The organism is uncultured Arthrobacter sp., from assembly GCF_947493765.1.
Classification (GTDB): Bacteria; Actinomycetota; Actinomycetes; order Actinomycetales; family Micrococcaceae; genus Arthrobacter_D.
Genome location: NZ_CANLSZ010000001.1, coordinates 448,548 through 462,724 on the forward strand (window position 1 = coordinate 448,548; position 14,177 = coordinate 462,724).

Annotated in this window: 9 protein-coding genes and 1 tRNA gene; 3 read left to right on the forward strand and 7 right to left on the reverse strand. The window is 69.3% G+C overall.

Annotated elements, in window-relative coordinates:
• Positions 1 to 27 precede the first annotated feature (27 nt).
• The 4 genes from Q0747_RS02100 to Q0747_RS02115 form a co-directional block, all read right to left on the reverse strand.
• Positions 28 to 780, reverse strand: a complete 753-nt coding sequence (locus tag Q0747_RS02100) for a PIG-L deacetylase family protein (RefSeq protein ID WP_298251598.1) — start codon at positions 778 to 780, stop codon at positions 28 to 30.
• A gap of 3 nt (positions 781 to 783) precedes the next feature.
• Positions 784 to 1,728 (reverse strand): electron transfer flavoprotein subunit alpha/FixB family protein, encoded by a 945-nt coding sequence (locus tag Q0747_RS02105; protein WP_298251599.1) that lies wholly within the window; start codon positions 1,726 to 1,728, stop codon positions 784 to 786.
• Between the two features lie 34 nt (positions 1,729 to 1,762).
• Positions 1,763 to 2,590 (reverse strand): electron transfer flavoprotein subunit beta/FixA family protein, encoded by an 828-nt coding sequence (locus Q0747_RS02110; RefSeq protein WP_298251600.1) that lies wholly within the window; start codon positions 2,588 to 2,590, stop codon positions 1,763 to 1,765.
• A 134-nt stretch (positions 2,591 to 2,724) separates the two neighbouring features.
• Entirely contained in the window at positions 2,725 to 4,119 is a 1,395-nt protein-coding gene (locus Q0747_RS02115) for a S1C family serine protease (protein WP_298251601.1), read from the reverse strand.
• 424 nt (positions 4,120 to 4,543) lie between these two features.
• Here Q0747_RS02115 and Q0747_RS02120 point away from each other — a divergent pair, with 424 nt between their 5' ends.
• The 3 genes from Q0747_RS02120 to Q0747_RS02130 all read left to right on the forward strand — a co-directional run bounded on the left by Q0747_RS02120 (position 4,544) and on the right by Q0747_RS02130 (position 9,063).
• Positions 4,544 to 6,643, forward strand: a complete 2,100-nt coding sequence (locus Q0747_RS02120) for a YgcG family protein (RefSeq protein ID WP_298251602.1) — start codon at positions 4,544 to 4,546, stop codon at positions 6,641 to 6,643.
• Positions 6,644 to 6,705: 62 nt separating this feature from the next.
• On the forward strand, positions 6,706 to 7,500 hold the full coding sequence (locus Q0747_RS02125; RefSeq protein ID WP_298251603.1) for a PspA/IM30 family protein: 795 nt from the start codon (positions 6,706 to 6,708) through the stop codon (positions 7,498 to 7,500).
• 174 nt (positions 7,501 to 7,674) lie between these two features.
• Entirely contained in the window at positions 7,675 to 9,063 is a 1,389-nt protein-coding gene (locus Q0747_RS02130; protein WP_298251604.1) for a deoxyribodipyrimidine photo-lyase, read from the forward strand.
• Between the two features lie 185 nt (positions 9,064 to 9,248).
• On the opposite strand, the gene Q0747_RS02135 is transcribed toward Q0747_RS02130, so the two are convergent.
• The 3 genes from Q0747_RS02135 to Q0747_RS02145 form a co-directional block, all read right to left on the reverse strand.
• Positions 9,249 to 9,322 (reverse strand) — tRNA-Met (locus Q0747_RS02135).
• A 78-nt stretch (positions 9,323 to 9,400) separates the two neighbouring features.
• A complete protein-coding gene (locus Q0747_RS02140) occupies positions 9,401 to 12,358 on the reverse strand; it encodes a UPF0182 family protein (protein WP_298251753.1) in 2,958 nt (985 codons plus the stop codon).
• A gap of 396 nt (positions 12,359 to 12,754) precedes the next feature.
• On the reverse strand, positions 12,755 to 13,849 hold the full coding sequence (locus Q0747_RS02145; RefSeq protein ID WP_298251605.1) for a PDZ domain-containing protein: 1,095 nt from the start codon (positions 13,847 to 13,849) through the stop codon (positions 12,755 to 12,757).
• Between the last annotated feature and the right edge of the window lie 328 nt (positions 13,850 to 14,177).

Genomic DNA, 14,177 nt, shown 5'->3' on the forward strand with positions numbered 1-14,177 from the left:
GACGTCGGAGGTCGACGCGTGGTCGGATCAGAAACCGGCGATGGTCTGGTCGGTGTTGATGCCGACCACATGGAAGGCCTCGGCGCTGCGCCCCTCGCCGAGACCGCCGCGGCGGGCGTTGTCCTGCAGGATCGCCCTCACCCTCGACTGCATGCGGTCCACGTCGGGATGCTGGCTCTCGTGGGCCATGATGGCCGCGAGCTTGAGGTCCTCGGCACCGGTGACGTCGATGAAGCGGTTCTCGAGATGCGCGGGCCCGGCGTAGAACCACATCCACGGCACCTTGAAGCTCGTGATTCCCGCCGCCTCGAGTTCCGGGTAGGCGTACGGGTTCTCCACCGCCGGGTACACGGCCCTCGTGACCGCCTCACCACAGGCGAGGTGGTCCGGGTGGCTCTTCTGGATCATGTCCCAGCTGCGCTCGGGATGCATGGAGAGCACGATGTCCGGCCGGACCTCCCTCATGCGCCGGACGATACCGCGGATCACGGCGTCCGTCGGTTCCAGGTGCCCGTCGGCCTCTCCCAGGAACGTCACATCGGTGACGCCGACGCGTGCCGCGGCCGCGCGTTGCTCCTCCCGACGCAGTGCCGCCAGCCCCGGCCTGTCCTCGTCGGAGAACCCGCCGGCGTCGCCGTCGGTGAGGATGCAGTAGCTCACCGACGCCCCGGCCGCGGTCCAGCCCGCGATCGTCGCCGACGCACCGAAGTCGATGTCGTCGGGATGGGCGGCGACGGCGAGGACGCGTGCGGGAGCGGTGGTGTCCCAGGGATCCGCCATGGGCTAGAGCCCGCGCTTCCGGATCTCCTCGGTGGCCTGGGGCAGCACCGAGAAGAGATCACCGACGATCCCGAAATCGGCGATCTCGAAGACCGGCGAATCGGCGTCCTTGTTGATCGCGACGATCACCTTGGAGGTCTGCATCCCGGCCCGCTGCTGCACGGCCCCGGAGATCCCCACGGAGACGTACAGCTGGGGAGCGACCGTCTTCCCGGTCTGGCCCACCTGGGCGGAGTGCTCGATCCAGCCCGCATCGGTCGCGGCCCGGGAGGCGCCCACTGCTCCGCCGAGGGCGTCCGCGAGCTCCTCCAGCGGGCCGAAGTCGCCGTCGACACCGCGTCCACCCGCCACGATCACCCGCGCCTCCGTGAGCTCGGGACGGCCGCTGACCGGCTTGTCGACCCGGCCGGTGATGCGTGCTGCCGGGGCCAGCTCACCCACCGGGACCCGGATCTCGCGTGGTGCCTGTGGTGTCCCGGCCTCCGCGGCGTCGACGCTGTTCGGTTTCACCGTCAGGATGGCGCGCTCGGTGGTCACACGGCAGTCGACCGTGTAGGACCCGGCGAAATCGGCCTTGGTCGCGACGAGATCGCCGTCCAGGGAGACGACATCGGTCACGACTCCGGCCTCGAGGCGGATACCGGCCCGCGCTGCGATCTCCTTGGCCTCGTAGGAGTTCCCCAGCAGCACGACGTCGGCCGCGGCGGTCCGAGCGGCCTCCGCCAGGAACGCCGCCTTGCCCGCGACCAGCACCCCGGACACCTCCGTGTCCGGCCGGTAGCACTCCCCGACGCCGTAGGACCCGACGCCGTCGAGGTAGGTCTGCTCGGCGTCGTCCGCGAGCGCCACGGCGACGTCGCCGAGGGATCCCGCCAGCGAGAGGAGTTCGCGTTCCCCCTTCGCGAGGCTGGCTCCGGGGTGGTCGAGGAAGACGAGGACAGTGGTCATGGCTGGGATCTCCTGGAGGAAGAGGGGCGGCGGGTCAGAGGAGCTTCTGGCCGGCGAGGAAGTCGACCAGCCGGATGCCGGCGTCGCCCTCGTCGGTGATGATCACACCCTGGCTGCGCGGCGGTCTCGGCTCGGCCGCCTCCACCCTGGTCCACGATCCCGGGAGACCCACCTCGTCGGCCTGGACTCCGCAGTCGGCGAGGGACAGCACCTGGATCTGCTTCTTCTTCGCCGCCATGATGCCCTTGAAATTGGGGTACCGGGGATCGTTGATCTGATCCGTCACGGACACCAGCGCGGGCAGGGGCGCCTCGATGGTCTCGGCGAACGTGTCGTTGTCACGGCGGGCGGTCAGGGCCCAGCCGTCGTCCGTCGGCGTCAGTTCCAGCGACGCCGCGAAGGTCACCTGGGGAAGCCCGAGTCGCTCGGCCAGCTGTGCCGGTACGAGCGAGGTCTCCCCGTCGGTCGAGGCCATCCCGGTGAGGATCAGGTCGAACGGTCCCACCTGCTCCAGGAGGGCGGCGAGCGCCCGTGAGGTCGCCGAGGCGTCGGAGCCGAACAGTGCCTCGTCCGTCAGGTGCACGCCGTCGTCGACCCCGATCTGGAGGGACTTCTTCACCGCGTTGACCGCTGCCGCCGGGCCCATGGTGATGGCCGTGATCCGATGACCGGCCCCCGCTCCCCCGTGCGCCTCGACGAGCTGCAGTGCCGCCTCCAGGGCGTACTCGTCGAGCTCGGAGAGAATGCTCTCGGACCTGACCGTCGTCAGGTGATCGCCGCCGATGTGGCGGTCGAACTGTGCGTCGGGTACGTGCTTCACCAGGACCGCGATGCGCAGCCCGTCTGCCGTGGCCTCGTCCATTGCTGACCTTCCTCGATCGGGGATCTTCCCGCGTCCTAGCTAACCACAGTGGGCTGACGGTTTCCGGCGACCGGAACCGATGGAAAAGGCGGCCCCCGGTGGGAGCCGCCTCGTCCGGCATGGCCGGGAGGATGCTAGCCGGCCGGCACCTCACCCAGCGTGACATCCATGGTCATGGTCTGCCCGTTCCGGAGGATCTCCACCTGCACCTGCTCCCCCACCCGCTGCATGCGGACGGCGGCCGTCAGGGATTCCGGGTCGGTGATCGTGTAGCCCGCCACCTCGGTGATCACGTCACCTGCCTCGAGCGCTGCGTCCTCGGCGGGCGAGCCGGGCTCCACGTTCTCCACGAGGGCCCCGGAGGAGAACGGGGACGAGGTCGGCGATCCATCCGCCGAGGCGGGCGAGATGCTCACGCCGAGGAAGCCGTGGGTGGCCTCACCGTCGGCGATGATCTCGTTCGCGATGCGCTCGGCGTACGTGATGGGGATGGAGAAGCCAACGCCGATGTTGCCCGTGGTCTCACTCGATCCCCCCGAGGCGATCGCCACGTTCACCCCGATGATCTTCCCGTCCGTGTCCACGAGCGCCCCGCCGGAGTTCCCCTGGTTGATCGCGGCGTCGGTCTGGATCACGTTGAGATAGATGGAGCCCTGCGACTGCGGCTGGGGTGCCGACGAGTCGCCGGGCGGGAGGAAGTTGAACCCGTCCTTGTTCTCCGACCCCGAGCTGTCGGGCTGCTGCTCCGGTACGGCGGAGGAGGCCACACTGATGGTCCGGTTCAGCGTGGACACGATCCCGTCGGTCACCGTTCCGCTCAGACCCAGCGGTGAGCCGATCGCGATGGCCGTGTCTCCCACGTTCAGCGCGTCGGAGTCCCCGAGGGTGGCGGCCGTGAGCTGCGGCGCATCGATCTTGACGACCGCGAGATCGCTGAGGGGATCCGTCCCGACCACGGTGGCCGGGAAGAGCCGTCCGTCGTTGAGGCGGACCTCGATGGTGGGGTCCGACACCTGGCCGCCGAGCGTCACCACGTGGGTGTTGGTGAGGATGTGCCCGTCGGTGTCGAGGATGATGCCCGAGCCCGTGCCGCTGGAGTCCCCACCGCTCACGGCGATGGTGACCACGCTCGGCGAGGCGGTGACCGCTGCGCCGGTGATGCTGTTGACGTCGTCGGAGTTGTTGACCACGACCGACTGCGGCGCGGACCGGACGGTACCCGCCGTGGAATCGGGTTCCAGGGCGTTGTAGCCGGCAGTCGCCACGCCACCGCCGATCAGCCCGGCCACGAGGGCTCCGGCAGCGAAGGTCGCCACACTTACCCGGCGGCGGTCGCGCGGTGCCCTGGTCCCGTCGGTCCCGTCGGTCCGGGAAGGGCCGGAGCCGCTCGCATCACCGTAGAAGGGCTGATGGCCCGCGTAGGCGGGGTGCGGCGTGGATTGCGCGCCGGTGCCCCCGGCGGTGCGGGACGGGGGTGTCAGCGGCTGGGGCGGCAGTGGTCGATCGGAGGTGCCCGGCTGCTCGTTCATCGAAAGTCCTCTCGTTGCTGTTGACCACATCATGGCAAGAGTCGCTGAGCATCAGGCGTGCACTTCCTGAATGCTTCCTGGACGTCCGCTGACATCGCTCCGATGCCGACGATCGAGCCGACGATCCAGCCCACGATCGGGTGGTACCGGTTGGACTGCTGCACACCCGGTCCACCCCAGTATCCTCCGTTCGAGCAGCGGGGACACGACGGATCCACGCCCGCTCACCCTAGAGGTCCTGCCGGGCAGCAGGCTAACGGGTCGCCCGCCCGGCCGGCGACGACGGTTCGTTCGGGGCGCGGGCGCCCCGGTGGACGCTCCGGTGGCCCGACCATAGAATCGGACGACAACAGGGAGCCTCCGGCGTCCGCCAGCCCCAGTCGCGGGATCGGTAAGGTCCGGGGGACGTGCTGAAGGGTCGGACATGCGATTGACGAGCAGGCGCGTACGCGTCTCTGCTGTGCTGGGAGCCCTCGTGGCGATCCCGCTGATAGCGGGATCGACGGCGTTCGCCGACGAGCCGGTCACCTTCGACACCGGGAACTACGTGATCGACGACGCCGGCGTCCTCAGCCCTGCCGAGGAGGACCAGCTCCAGGCCGCCATCGAGGACCTGCGGTCGTCCGAGGGTTTCACCGTCCGCGTGGCCTACGTCGACACCTTCGAGAACCCGGCTGCCGCTGGGGACTGGGCCAGTCAGGTGGCGACGGCGAACGCCCAGTCGGCCGATGAGGCTGTGCTCGCGGTCGCGGTGGAGCAGCGCCAGGTGGGGTTCAGTGCCGGGCAGAGTTCGGCGATCTACTCATCGGTCGAGGACATCCGGACGAACGACGTGATCCCGGAACTGGGGCAAGGAGACTGGCTCGGAGGTGGCCTCGCCGCCGTGGCGGGTACCGAGGCGGTTCTCTCCGGGAACACAGGCAGCACGGATACCTCGTCTGACGGCGGAGGACTCGGCGGTCTGGTGCTCGTGGGCGGGGTCGTCGCCGTCGCCGGCGCCGGTGGCTATCTGCTGCTGAAGAAGCGCGGCGGCACCAGCGCCCAGCGCAAGCGCGAGCAGTACGGGTACGGACCGTCGCCGTCGCCGGACGGCGAGGTGATCGACCCGCTCGCCTCGGTCAGCGTGGAGGACCTGCGCAAGCGCGCCGGCAGCCTGCTGATCGCAGCGGACGACGCCATCAAATCCAGCGAGCAGGAGCTCGGCTTCGCCGAGGCACAGTACGGTGCACCCGCGATCGCCACCTTCGCGGAGGACATCGCCGCCGCGAAGCGCCACATGGGCGAGTCCTTCAAACTGCAGCAGCAGCTCGACGACCACATTCCCGACACCGAGGAGCAGCAGCGTCAGTGGCTCGGTGAGATCATCCGCCGCTGCGAGGACGTGAACGCGTCCCTCGAGGAACACAAGGCCGACTTCGACGGCCTGCGCGAACTGGAACGGAACGCGCCGGAAGCACTGGCCCGCGCCCGGTCCGCGGCCGCCGACGCCGGTCGGCGCCTTGCCGCGGCCGAGCAGACCCTCGGTACCCTGCAGGCCCGCTACAGCGAGACCGCGACCACCCAGGTGGCGGACAACATCGACCAGGCCAGGGACCGGCTCGCCTTCGTGGACAGTGCAGCACAGGAGGCCGGTGAGCGCATGGACGCCGGGGACACCGGTCGCGCCGTCGTCGCCGTCCGGGCCGCCGAGGAGGCCGTCCACCAGAGCACTGTCCTCCTCGACGCGATCGACCGGAGATCGGACGAGCTCGCCGCCGCCGAGACGGAGCTGGAGCGCGCGCTGCCCGACACCGAGCAGGACCTGGCGCAGGCCCGGGCCATGGACCGCGCCGGTCAGTACCGTGATCTCGCCGGCCCGATCGCGGCCGTCGAGGCTGCGGTGGCCACCGTGCGGGAGGAACGACGCCGGAGCCGCAGCAATCCGCTGGCGCTGCTGGAACGTCTCGAAGCGGCGCACGCCCAGCTCGACGCCGCTCTCGGGGGCGTGCGGGACCAGGCGGAGAACGCGCGCCGGGCGCAGGATTCGCTGCAGCACGCACTCATCGCCGCGCAGTCCGGCATCTCCGGTACCGCCGACTACATCCGCGCGCGGCGGGGCGGGGTGGGCCGCGAGGCGCGGACCCGCCTGGCCGAGGCCGAGCGGAACCTCGACCACGCCGTCGACCTCCAGCGCTCTGATCCCGTGACGGCCCTCTCCCATGCCCAGCAGGCGGCGATGCTCGCCGACCAGGCCGCGCAGCTCGCCGAACAGGACGTGAGCGGCTTCGGCCGCGGCGGCGGAGGCTACGGTCGACGCGGGAACGACGGCATGGGCGGTGCGCTGCTCGGCGGGATCCTGCTCGGGTCCATCCTCAACGGCGGCGGCGGGTTCGGCGGAGGTTTCGGAGGAGGCTTCGGCGGCGGGCAGGGCGACGGCGGCGGATTCGGCGGCGGCGGCGGCAGTTTCGGCGGCGGCGGGTTCGGCGGGTTCGGTGGGGGCGGAGGCGGCTTCGGCGGGTTCGGCGGCGGGGGCGGCGACTTCTAGACAGCGGGCGACGGCGTCCAGCAGGACACAGAGACCATCAGGAAGAATCGAAAGGCAAATCAATGACGAAACAGTCAATCTTCGGACGGATCGCCCAGCTCACGCGGGCGAACATCAACTCCCTGCTCGACCAGGCCGAGGACCCGCAGAAGATGCTCGACCAGATGGTCCGCGACTACACGAACAGCATCGCCGAGGCGGAGAGCGCGGTCGCCCAGACCATCGGCAACCTGCGCATGATGCAGGAGGACTACAACGAGGACCTGGAGAACTCCCGCAGCTGGGGCAACAAGGCCCTGGCGGCGTCGCGCAAGGCCGACGAGTACCGGACCTCCGGCAACACCGCGGACGCACAGAAGTTCGACAACCTGGCGAAGGTCGCCATCCAGCGCCAGATGTCCGCCGAGAACGAGGCCAAGGGCGCCGAGCCCACCATCGCGTCGCAGACGGAGATCGTGGACAAGCTCAAGGACGGCCTCAACCAGATGAAGGGCAAGCTCGGGGAGCTGACCGTCAAGCGTGATCAGCTGATCGCCCGTTCCCGCACGGCCCAGGCCCAGCAGCAGGTGCACGACGCCGTGAAGAGCATCGACTTCATGGATCCCACGAGCGAGGTGGGCCGCTTCGAGGAGAAGATCCGGCGCGAGGAGGCCAAGGTCCGCGGACAGCAGGAACTGGCGTCGTCGAGCCTCGACGCGCAGTTCGAGAGCCTCGAGGACCTCGGGGAGCAGACCGAGATCGAGGCGCGCCTGGCCGCCCTGAAGTCCGGCGCCGGCAGCCAGTCCGCCCTCGGACGGGGCAACGGGACCGAGGGGTCGAACGAGGCCCCCTCGAGCACGGGTGGAAGCACCTTCTGATCCTCCCGCCGTGCCGCGAGGGCGACGCCGTCCGGTGAAGGGTCGCCCGCAGAGGGCAGTGAGCGGCGGAGCGCGGTAGGCGCAGGGTGACGGGGGAATCACGGCCATGAGGCTGTGGTTCCCCCGTTCTTCCGTCCACGCCGCCGTGTCAGTGGCCGCCGGTAGATTGTCGGTATGGCTGTCACTCTCGTCTGGTTCCGCGACGATCTGCGTATCTCCGACAACCCCGCGCTCACGGCGGCTGCACAGGGCGGGGACGACGTCGTCGCCTGCTACGTGCTGGACGAGGAGACCGAGGGCATCCGGCCTCTCGGAGGGGCCTCCAGGTGGTGGCTGCATCATTCGCTCGAGGCCCTCGCGGCGTCACTCGACGAGCTCGGGATTCCCCTCGTCCTGCGGCGCGGTGCCGCCGGGGAGGTGCTCCCCCGGCTCGTCGACGAGTGCTCGGCCCGCGCCGTGGTGTGGAACCGCCGCTACGGCCTGGCCGAGCGGACGGTCGACGCCTCTCTCAAGGCGGGGTTCTCCGAGGACGGCGTCGAGGCCACGAGCTACCAGGCGAATCTGCTGTACGAGCCGTGGGAGGTCACCTCCGGGTCCAAGGAACCGTACAAGGTGTTCACGCCGTTCTGGCGGGCCTGCCTCGCGTTCCGCACGCCCCGCACGCCGCTCCCGGCGCCCGAGGCCCTGCGCGGCCCGCACCTGGCGTCCGACGAGCTCGCCTCCTGGACGCTGCTCCCGACCACGCCGGACTGGTCCGAGGGTCTGCGCGAGGCCTGGACACCGGGCGAGGCCGGCGCCCATGAGCGCCTCGACGACTTCCTCGACAGCGCCGCCGGTTATAAGGCGGCCCGCGAGCGACCGGGGACCGAGGGCACCAGCAAACTGTCCCCGCACCTGCGCTTCGGCGAGATCAGCCCGTTCGAGGTGTGGCATGCGGCCCAGGATCACAAGGACACCTCGACGGCGGAGGACATCCGGGTCTTCGGATCGGAACTCGGCTGGCGGGAGTTCAGCTGGCAGCTGCTCTACTTCAACCCCGATCTCGCCACCGTGAACTACCGCCGGGAGTTCGACGCCTTCGCGTGGGAGGACCCGTCGCCCGCCGATCTCGGTGCCTGGCAGCAGGGGCGCACCGGCTATCCCCTCGTGGACGCCGGCATGCGCCAGCTGTACGAGATCGGGTGGATGCACAATCGCGTCCGCATGGCCACGGCCTCCTTCCTGATCAAGAACCTCATGATCGACTGGCGCGTGGGCGAGCAGTGGTTCTGGGACTGCCTCGTCGACGCCGACGCGGCATCCAATGCGTCGAACTGGCAGTGGGTAGCGGGGTCGGGCGCTGACGCGAGCCCCTACTTCCGCATCTTCAACCCGGTGCTGCAGAGCAGGAAGTTCGACGCCGAGGGGAAGTACCTCCTGCGCTACGTGCCGGAACTCGCGGCTGCGGACAATCTGCACGAACCGTGGAAGGGATCGGCTCCCGGCTATCCGGAGCCGATCGTGGATCTCAAGGAGTCTCGGGAACGTGCGCTGAGCGCCTACAAGGAGCTCCCGAAGGCCTGATGCTCCCCCGTGCTGCCCGGACCCCGCGAAATGGTTCGGGCCGCACGGCGACGGCCCTCCCCGGCACGTAACGGCCCTCCTCGGCAGTTGTCCAGCAGTCAAGCAAGAAGTCCGGCCCACCAGGTGGACCGGACTTCTCCGTTGGTACTTCTCTTCTATTGTTGCTTCTTCTGTTGTTGCTTCCGTTGCGGGGACAGGATTTGAACCTGTGACCTCTGGGTTATGAGCCCAGCGAGCTACCGAACTGCTCCACCCCGCGGCGTGTTAGTAACGTTACCGGCCGCGGGGTCGGGAGGCAAATCGACCGGCCTCCCGACCCCGCGTGCTCGGCGATGAGCTATCCGCCGGCACCTCCCGAGACGCGCTCCTCCGCGTCCAGGGCCCGCTGGAGGGCGCTCTTCAGCCGGTCCTGCGCGTCACCGTAGGCGGCGAAGTCGTTCGCTGCCAGGGCCGCGTTGCCGTCCTGGATCGCCGCGTTCGCGTCGTCGAGTGCACTGCGCAGGTCGGCGGCCGGATCGTCCGTCGTACCTCCGGGGGTGCCACCCTCGGAGGGAGTGGGTGCCGGCGTCGCGGACGGGGTGGGCGCGGGGGTCTCGCCGTCGCCCTCCACAGGCGGGGCTGCGGGATCGTCCGGGGTCTCCCCGACGTTCTCCTCGTCGCCCGCCGTCGCTCCGGAATCACCGCCGAACACCTGGTCCAGCGCCTCGGCCAACGTGGGCGCGAAGCCGACGTTCTCACCGAAGCTCACCAGGACCCGGCGGAGGACCGGGAAGGACGAGCTGCCGGAGGACTGCACGTACACCGGCTGCACGTAGGCGATGCCGCCGCCGATCGGCAGCGTCAGCAGGTTGCCATTGATGACCTCGGAAGCGCCCTGGCGCAGCAGGTTCAGCTCCTGCGACACCGTGGTGTCCGAGTTGAACAGGTTCTGCGCCTGGCCGGGGCCCACCACCGAATCCTGACCGGAGCTGTCGAGCAGGGTCAGGCGGCCGTAGTCCTCGCTCTTGACGCCGTCCTCCCCCGTGCTCGCGTCACCGTTGGCGGCGAGGAACCCGTACAGCACGTTCCGCGGGGTCTGGCCCGGCGGAACGTAGGGGATGTACGGCGTGGTCAGCGAGAACGCAGCCTCGTCGTACTGGGGCATCTGCAGCGTCAGGTAGAACGGCGGCTGCCGGGGCGTGGACGCCGTCGTCGCACCGTCCGAGGCGGCACCAGGATCGGCCGGCACGCTCCAGGCCTCGCTGTTGTTGAAGAACTCGTCCGTCGCGGTGACGTGGTACCGCGCGAGCAGTTCGCGCTGCACCTTGAAGAGATCCTCCGGGTACCGCACATGGGCGAGCAGGTCCGAGGACATCTCGCTGTAGGGCTTGAGCGAGGACGGGTACACGTTCTGCCAGGACATCAGGACCGGGTCCTCATCGTCCCACGCGTAGAGGTCGACGGAGCCGTCGTAGGCGTCCACCGTGGCCTTCACCGCGTTACGGATGTAGTTCACGCGGTCCGCCGGGAGGGCGGTCGCGAGACCCTCCGCCGTCTGCGAGTCCTGCGTGGCCGACTGCAGCTCCTGCTCCGTGGAGTAGGGGAAGTTGGCGCTCGTCGTGTAGCCGTCGATGATCCACTTCACCCGGCCGTCCACGATCGCGGGGTAGCTGTTGCCGTCGAGGGTCAGGTAGGGGGCCACCTTGCGCACCCGTTCCACGGGGTCCCGGTCGTAGAGGATCTGCGACTCGCTGTTGACCTGGTCGGACAGGAGCAGATCCGTGGACTGGAACTTCAGCGCGTAGACCAGCCGGTTGAAGGCGTTGCCGACGTTCGGCCCGCCGTCCCCGCTGAAGGTGGTCCGCGAGTCGGTGTCCGAGTTCTCGTCCTGCGGCCGGTCGATTTCCGCGGGGTCCTGGTCCTCCGGCGCACCCACCACGGAGTAGTCGGGCGATTCCTCGCCGAAGTAGATCCTCGGCTCGTAGGTGGACTCGTCGCCGAGCACGCCGGTCGAGGGGATGCCGGACTGCAGGAACTCGGGCCGGCCGTCGGGCTGGACGGTGGAGCCGGCCGCGGCGACCACGCCGTAGCCGTGCGTGTAGAACACGTGCTCGTTCACCCAGCCGTCCGGGACGCCGCTCGTGTCGAGCTCGCGCACGGCGATCACGGTGTCCTGGATCTCGCCGTCGATCTCGTAGCGGTCCACGTTCAGCGTGTCGGGGAACTGGTAGTACTGGCGGAACTGCTGGAGCTGGCTGAAGGCGTCGGAGACGAGATTCGGGTCGAGCAGGCGGATGTTCGCCGTGGTCTCGCCGTCGTCACCCAGTGCCCCCGACGTCGGGACGCTCTCCGGCGTGTAGGCGGAGACCTCGACGTCGTCGAGCCCGTAGGCCTCCCGCGTCAGCTCGATGTTGCGGTCGATGAACTCGCCCTCACGGGAGAGCAGCGACGGGTCCACCTGGAAGCGCTGCACGATGGCCGGGTAGATGCCGCCGGCGAGCAGTGCGGTGACGATCAGCATCGCCGTCCCGATCAGGGGCAGCCTCCAGCGACCGATGAAGGCGGAGACGATGAACAGGACGGCGACGATGATCGCGGCGACGGCGAGGATGGCCTTCGTCGGGATGACGGCGTTCACGTCGGTGTACAGCGCGCCCGCCCAGTCGTCCTGGTTCAGCAGCGTCCCGTAGCGGTCCAGCCAGTAGTTGACGCCCTGCAGGACGAGGAACAGCGCCACGACGACGGCGATCTGGATCCGCGCGGCCTTCGTGGTGAACAGGCCCTTCTCCTCGAGGCGGATACCGCCGTAGAGGTAGTGGGTCAGGATCGTCGCGATGGCACTGATGATGACGACGCTGATCAGGAAACCGGTCACGAAGCCCAGGAAGGGCAGCGTGAACATGTAGAAGGAGTAGTCGAGCCCGAACTCGGGGTCCTGCCGGTTGAACGGCTCCTGCCGGAGGAAGAGGAGCACCTGCTGCCACTGCGACGACGCAGCGGTGCCGGCGAATGCGCCGAGCACCACCGGGATACCGAGCATGAGCAGGCGGCGGATGGGTTCGAGCTGCGCCTGATAGCGGTTGAGATTGTCCTGGATGGCGCTGTCGGGTGCGTAGATGGGCCTGCTGCGGAACGCGATGCGAAGACTGAGGTACACCGCCCCGGCCATGATCAGGAACGCCACGAGGAACAGGGCGATCCTGGTGAGATTCTCGGTCACGAACACCTCGAGGAACCCGAGTTGGTCGTACCACAGCACGTCGGCGTAGACCTGGGACAGGTACACGAAGGCCACGACGATGACCGCGACGACGATGATCGTCGGTATGAGCGGGTTGCGGCGCCGGTTTGCTGATCCTCGTGGTGTGCTCGGGCTACTGCCGAACGATCGTTCTGGTCCGGATGTCACATATACCTCATCATTAGGTGCTGCGGGTCACGATGGCCGTTCTTCGGCCCCGCTACCTGCCTCGTGAAGCAGAAGGCAGCGTGCACGGACGCCATTCCTGCTCTCATTCTGCCCTCTCCACGTCCGGGCCGACCAATTCGGTTCCGCGCAGGAGCAGGACACCCCGGATCGTCACCCAACCGTGTCCTTCCGGACCCGCTCCCCCATGCGCCCCCGGAGGACGCCGGTCGCGTGCCCGTCCGGTCCGCCGGCAGAAGAGTCGGGTGCCCGTTCGGTCCGTCGGCAGGAGGGTCGGGAGGCGAGTCAGCAGGAGGCGAGTCCGGCGGCGTCGCCCCCCTCCCCGAGGGTCTCGACGGCCTCGACGGCGTCGTCGAGCGTGTCCACCCGGACGACCGTCAGCCCGTCCGGGATGTTCCCCGTCACCTCGTCGCAGTTCTCCCCCGGGGCGAGGAAGAACTCGGCGCCGCCCGAGCGTGCGCCCACGAGCTTCTGCGCGATCCCTCCGATGGGCCCCACCGCACCGCTCGAGTCGATCGTGCCCGTCCCGGCGAAGTGGCGTCCCCCGGTCAGATTGCCCTCCGTGAGGGTGTCGACGATCCCGAGGGCGAACATCATCCCGGCCGACGGGCCGCCCACGTCGTCCAGCTGGATGGTGATGGCGAAGGGGAAGTCGAACCTCGACGTGAGCAGGACCCCGAGCTGGTAGTCGCCCTCGTCGGACTCCTTGGGTGTGACGGACACGTCGGTCGACGCGCCGTCACGGGTCACGGCGAGGTCGACCGCTGATCCGTCGGCGTCGTTGAGTGCCTCGCGCAGCGCGGCGACGGTGCGGATCTCCTGCCCGTCGATGGAGCGGAGGATGTCGCCCTCCTCGAGGAGCCCGTCCGCGGCGGAGTCCTGGCCGAGACCGACGACGGCCAGCTCCTGGGTGTACCCGATGTCCTCGTGGGACAGGGCGGCAGCGATGGCCGACTCCTGGGAGGAGGTCATGGCGACGGCGTTCTGCTCCTGCACCTCGGAGGACGTGGTGCCCTCGGGGTACACGAGCTGTTCGGGGACGACGTCGTCGTCGGGGGTGGCCCAGGCCCGGATGGTGTCGAGGACGTTGACCTGCCCGTTCGGACCTCCCCGGACGAAGACGGTCGTGAGATCCAGCCGTCCCTCCGGCGGGAAACTCTCCGCGCCGTCGATCTCGATCAGCGGCTGCCCGTCCACCTGGCCGATCGTGTTGAAGGTCGGTCCCGGTGACTCGAGCACATAGGGAGAGGGCAGGAGGACCGCCGTCGCGCTCAGCACGACCGCGAGACCACCGGAGACGCCCATGGCGCGGAAGCGTGGATCGCGGGGACGCTCCGGTCCCTCGTGGCCGTCGGTCTCGGCGTGGGCACGCTGCGTCACGGATCTTCTCTCTGTAGTGGTGGCGGCCCGGCCTGCGAGCACCGTTCCTGCCCACCCAGCCTAGACGCTCGACCCTGGACGATCGCCGGGAGTTCCCCGGATCTTCGGCGGCATCCCTCCCCGTCCCAGCCCCCTCTGGCGACGCCGATCCACGGATGATTCGCTGCTTTGCCCTCAGCGAACGATGCGGGGCACGAGGGACGCCGACGGGCCCGGGCCGGTAGCGTGGAGCGGACAGCCGGCAGGGATGGCTCAATCCCGCCCGACCGGACCCGCCAAGCTACTCCCAGGACCGGTGGTATCAGTGACCAACCCATCCAACCCCTCG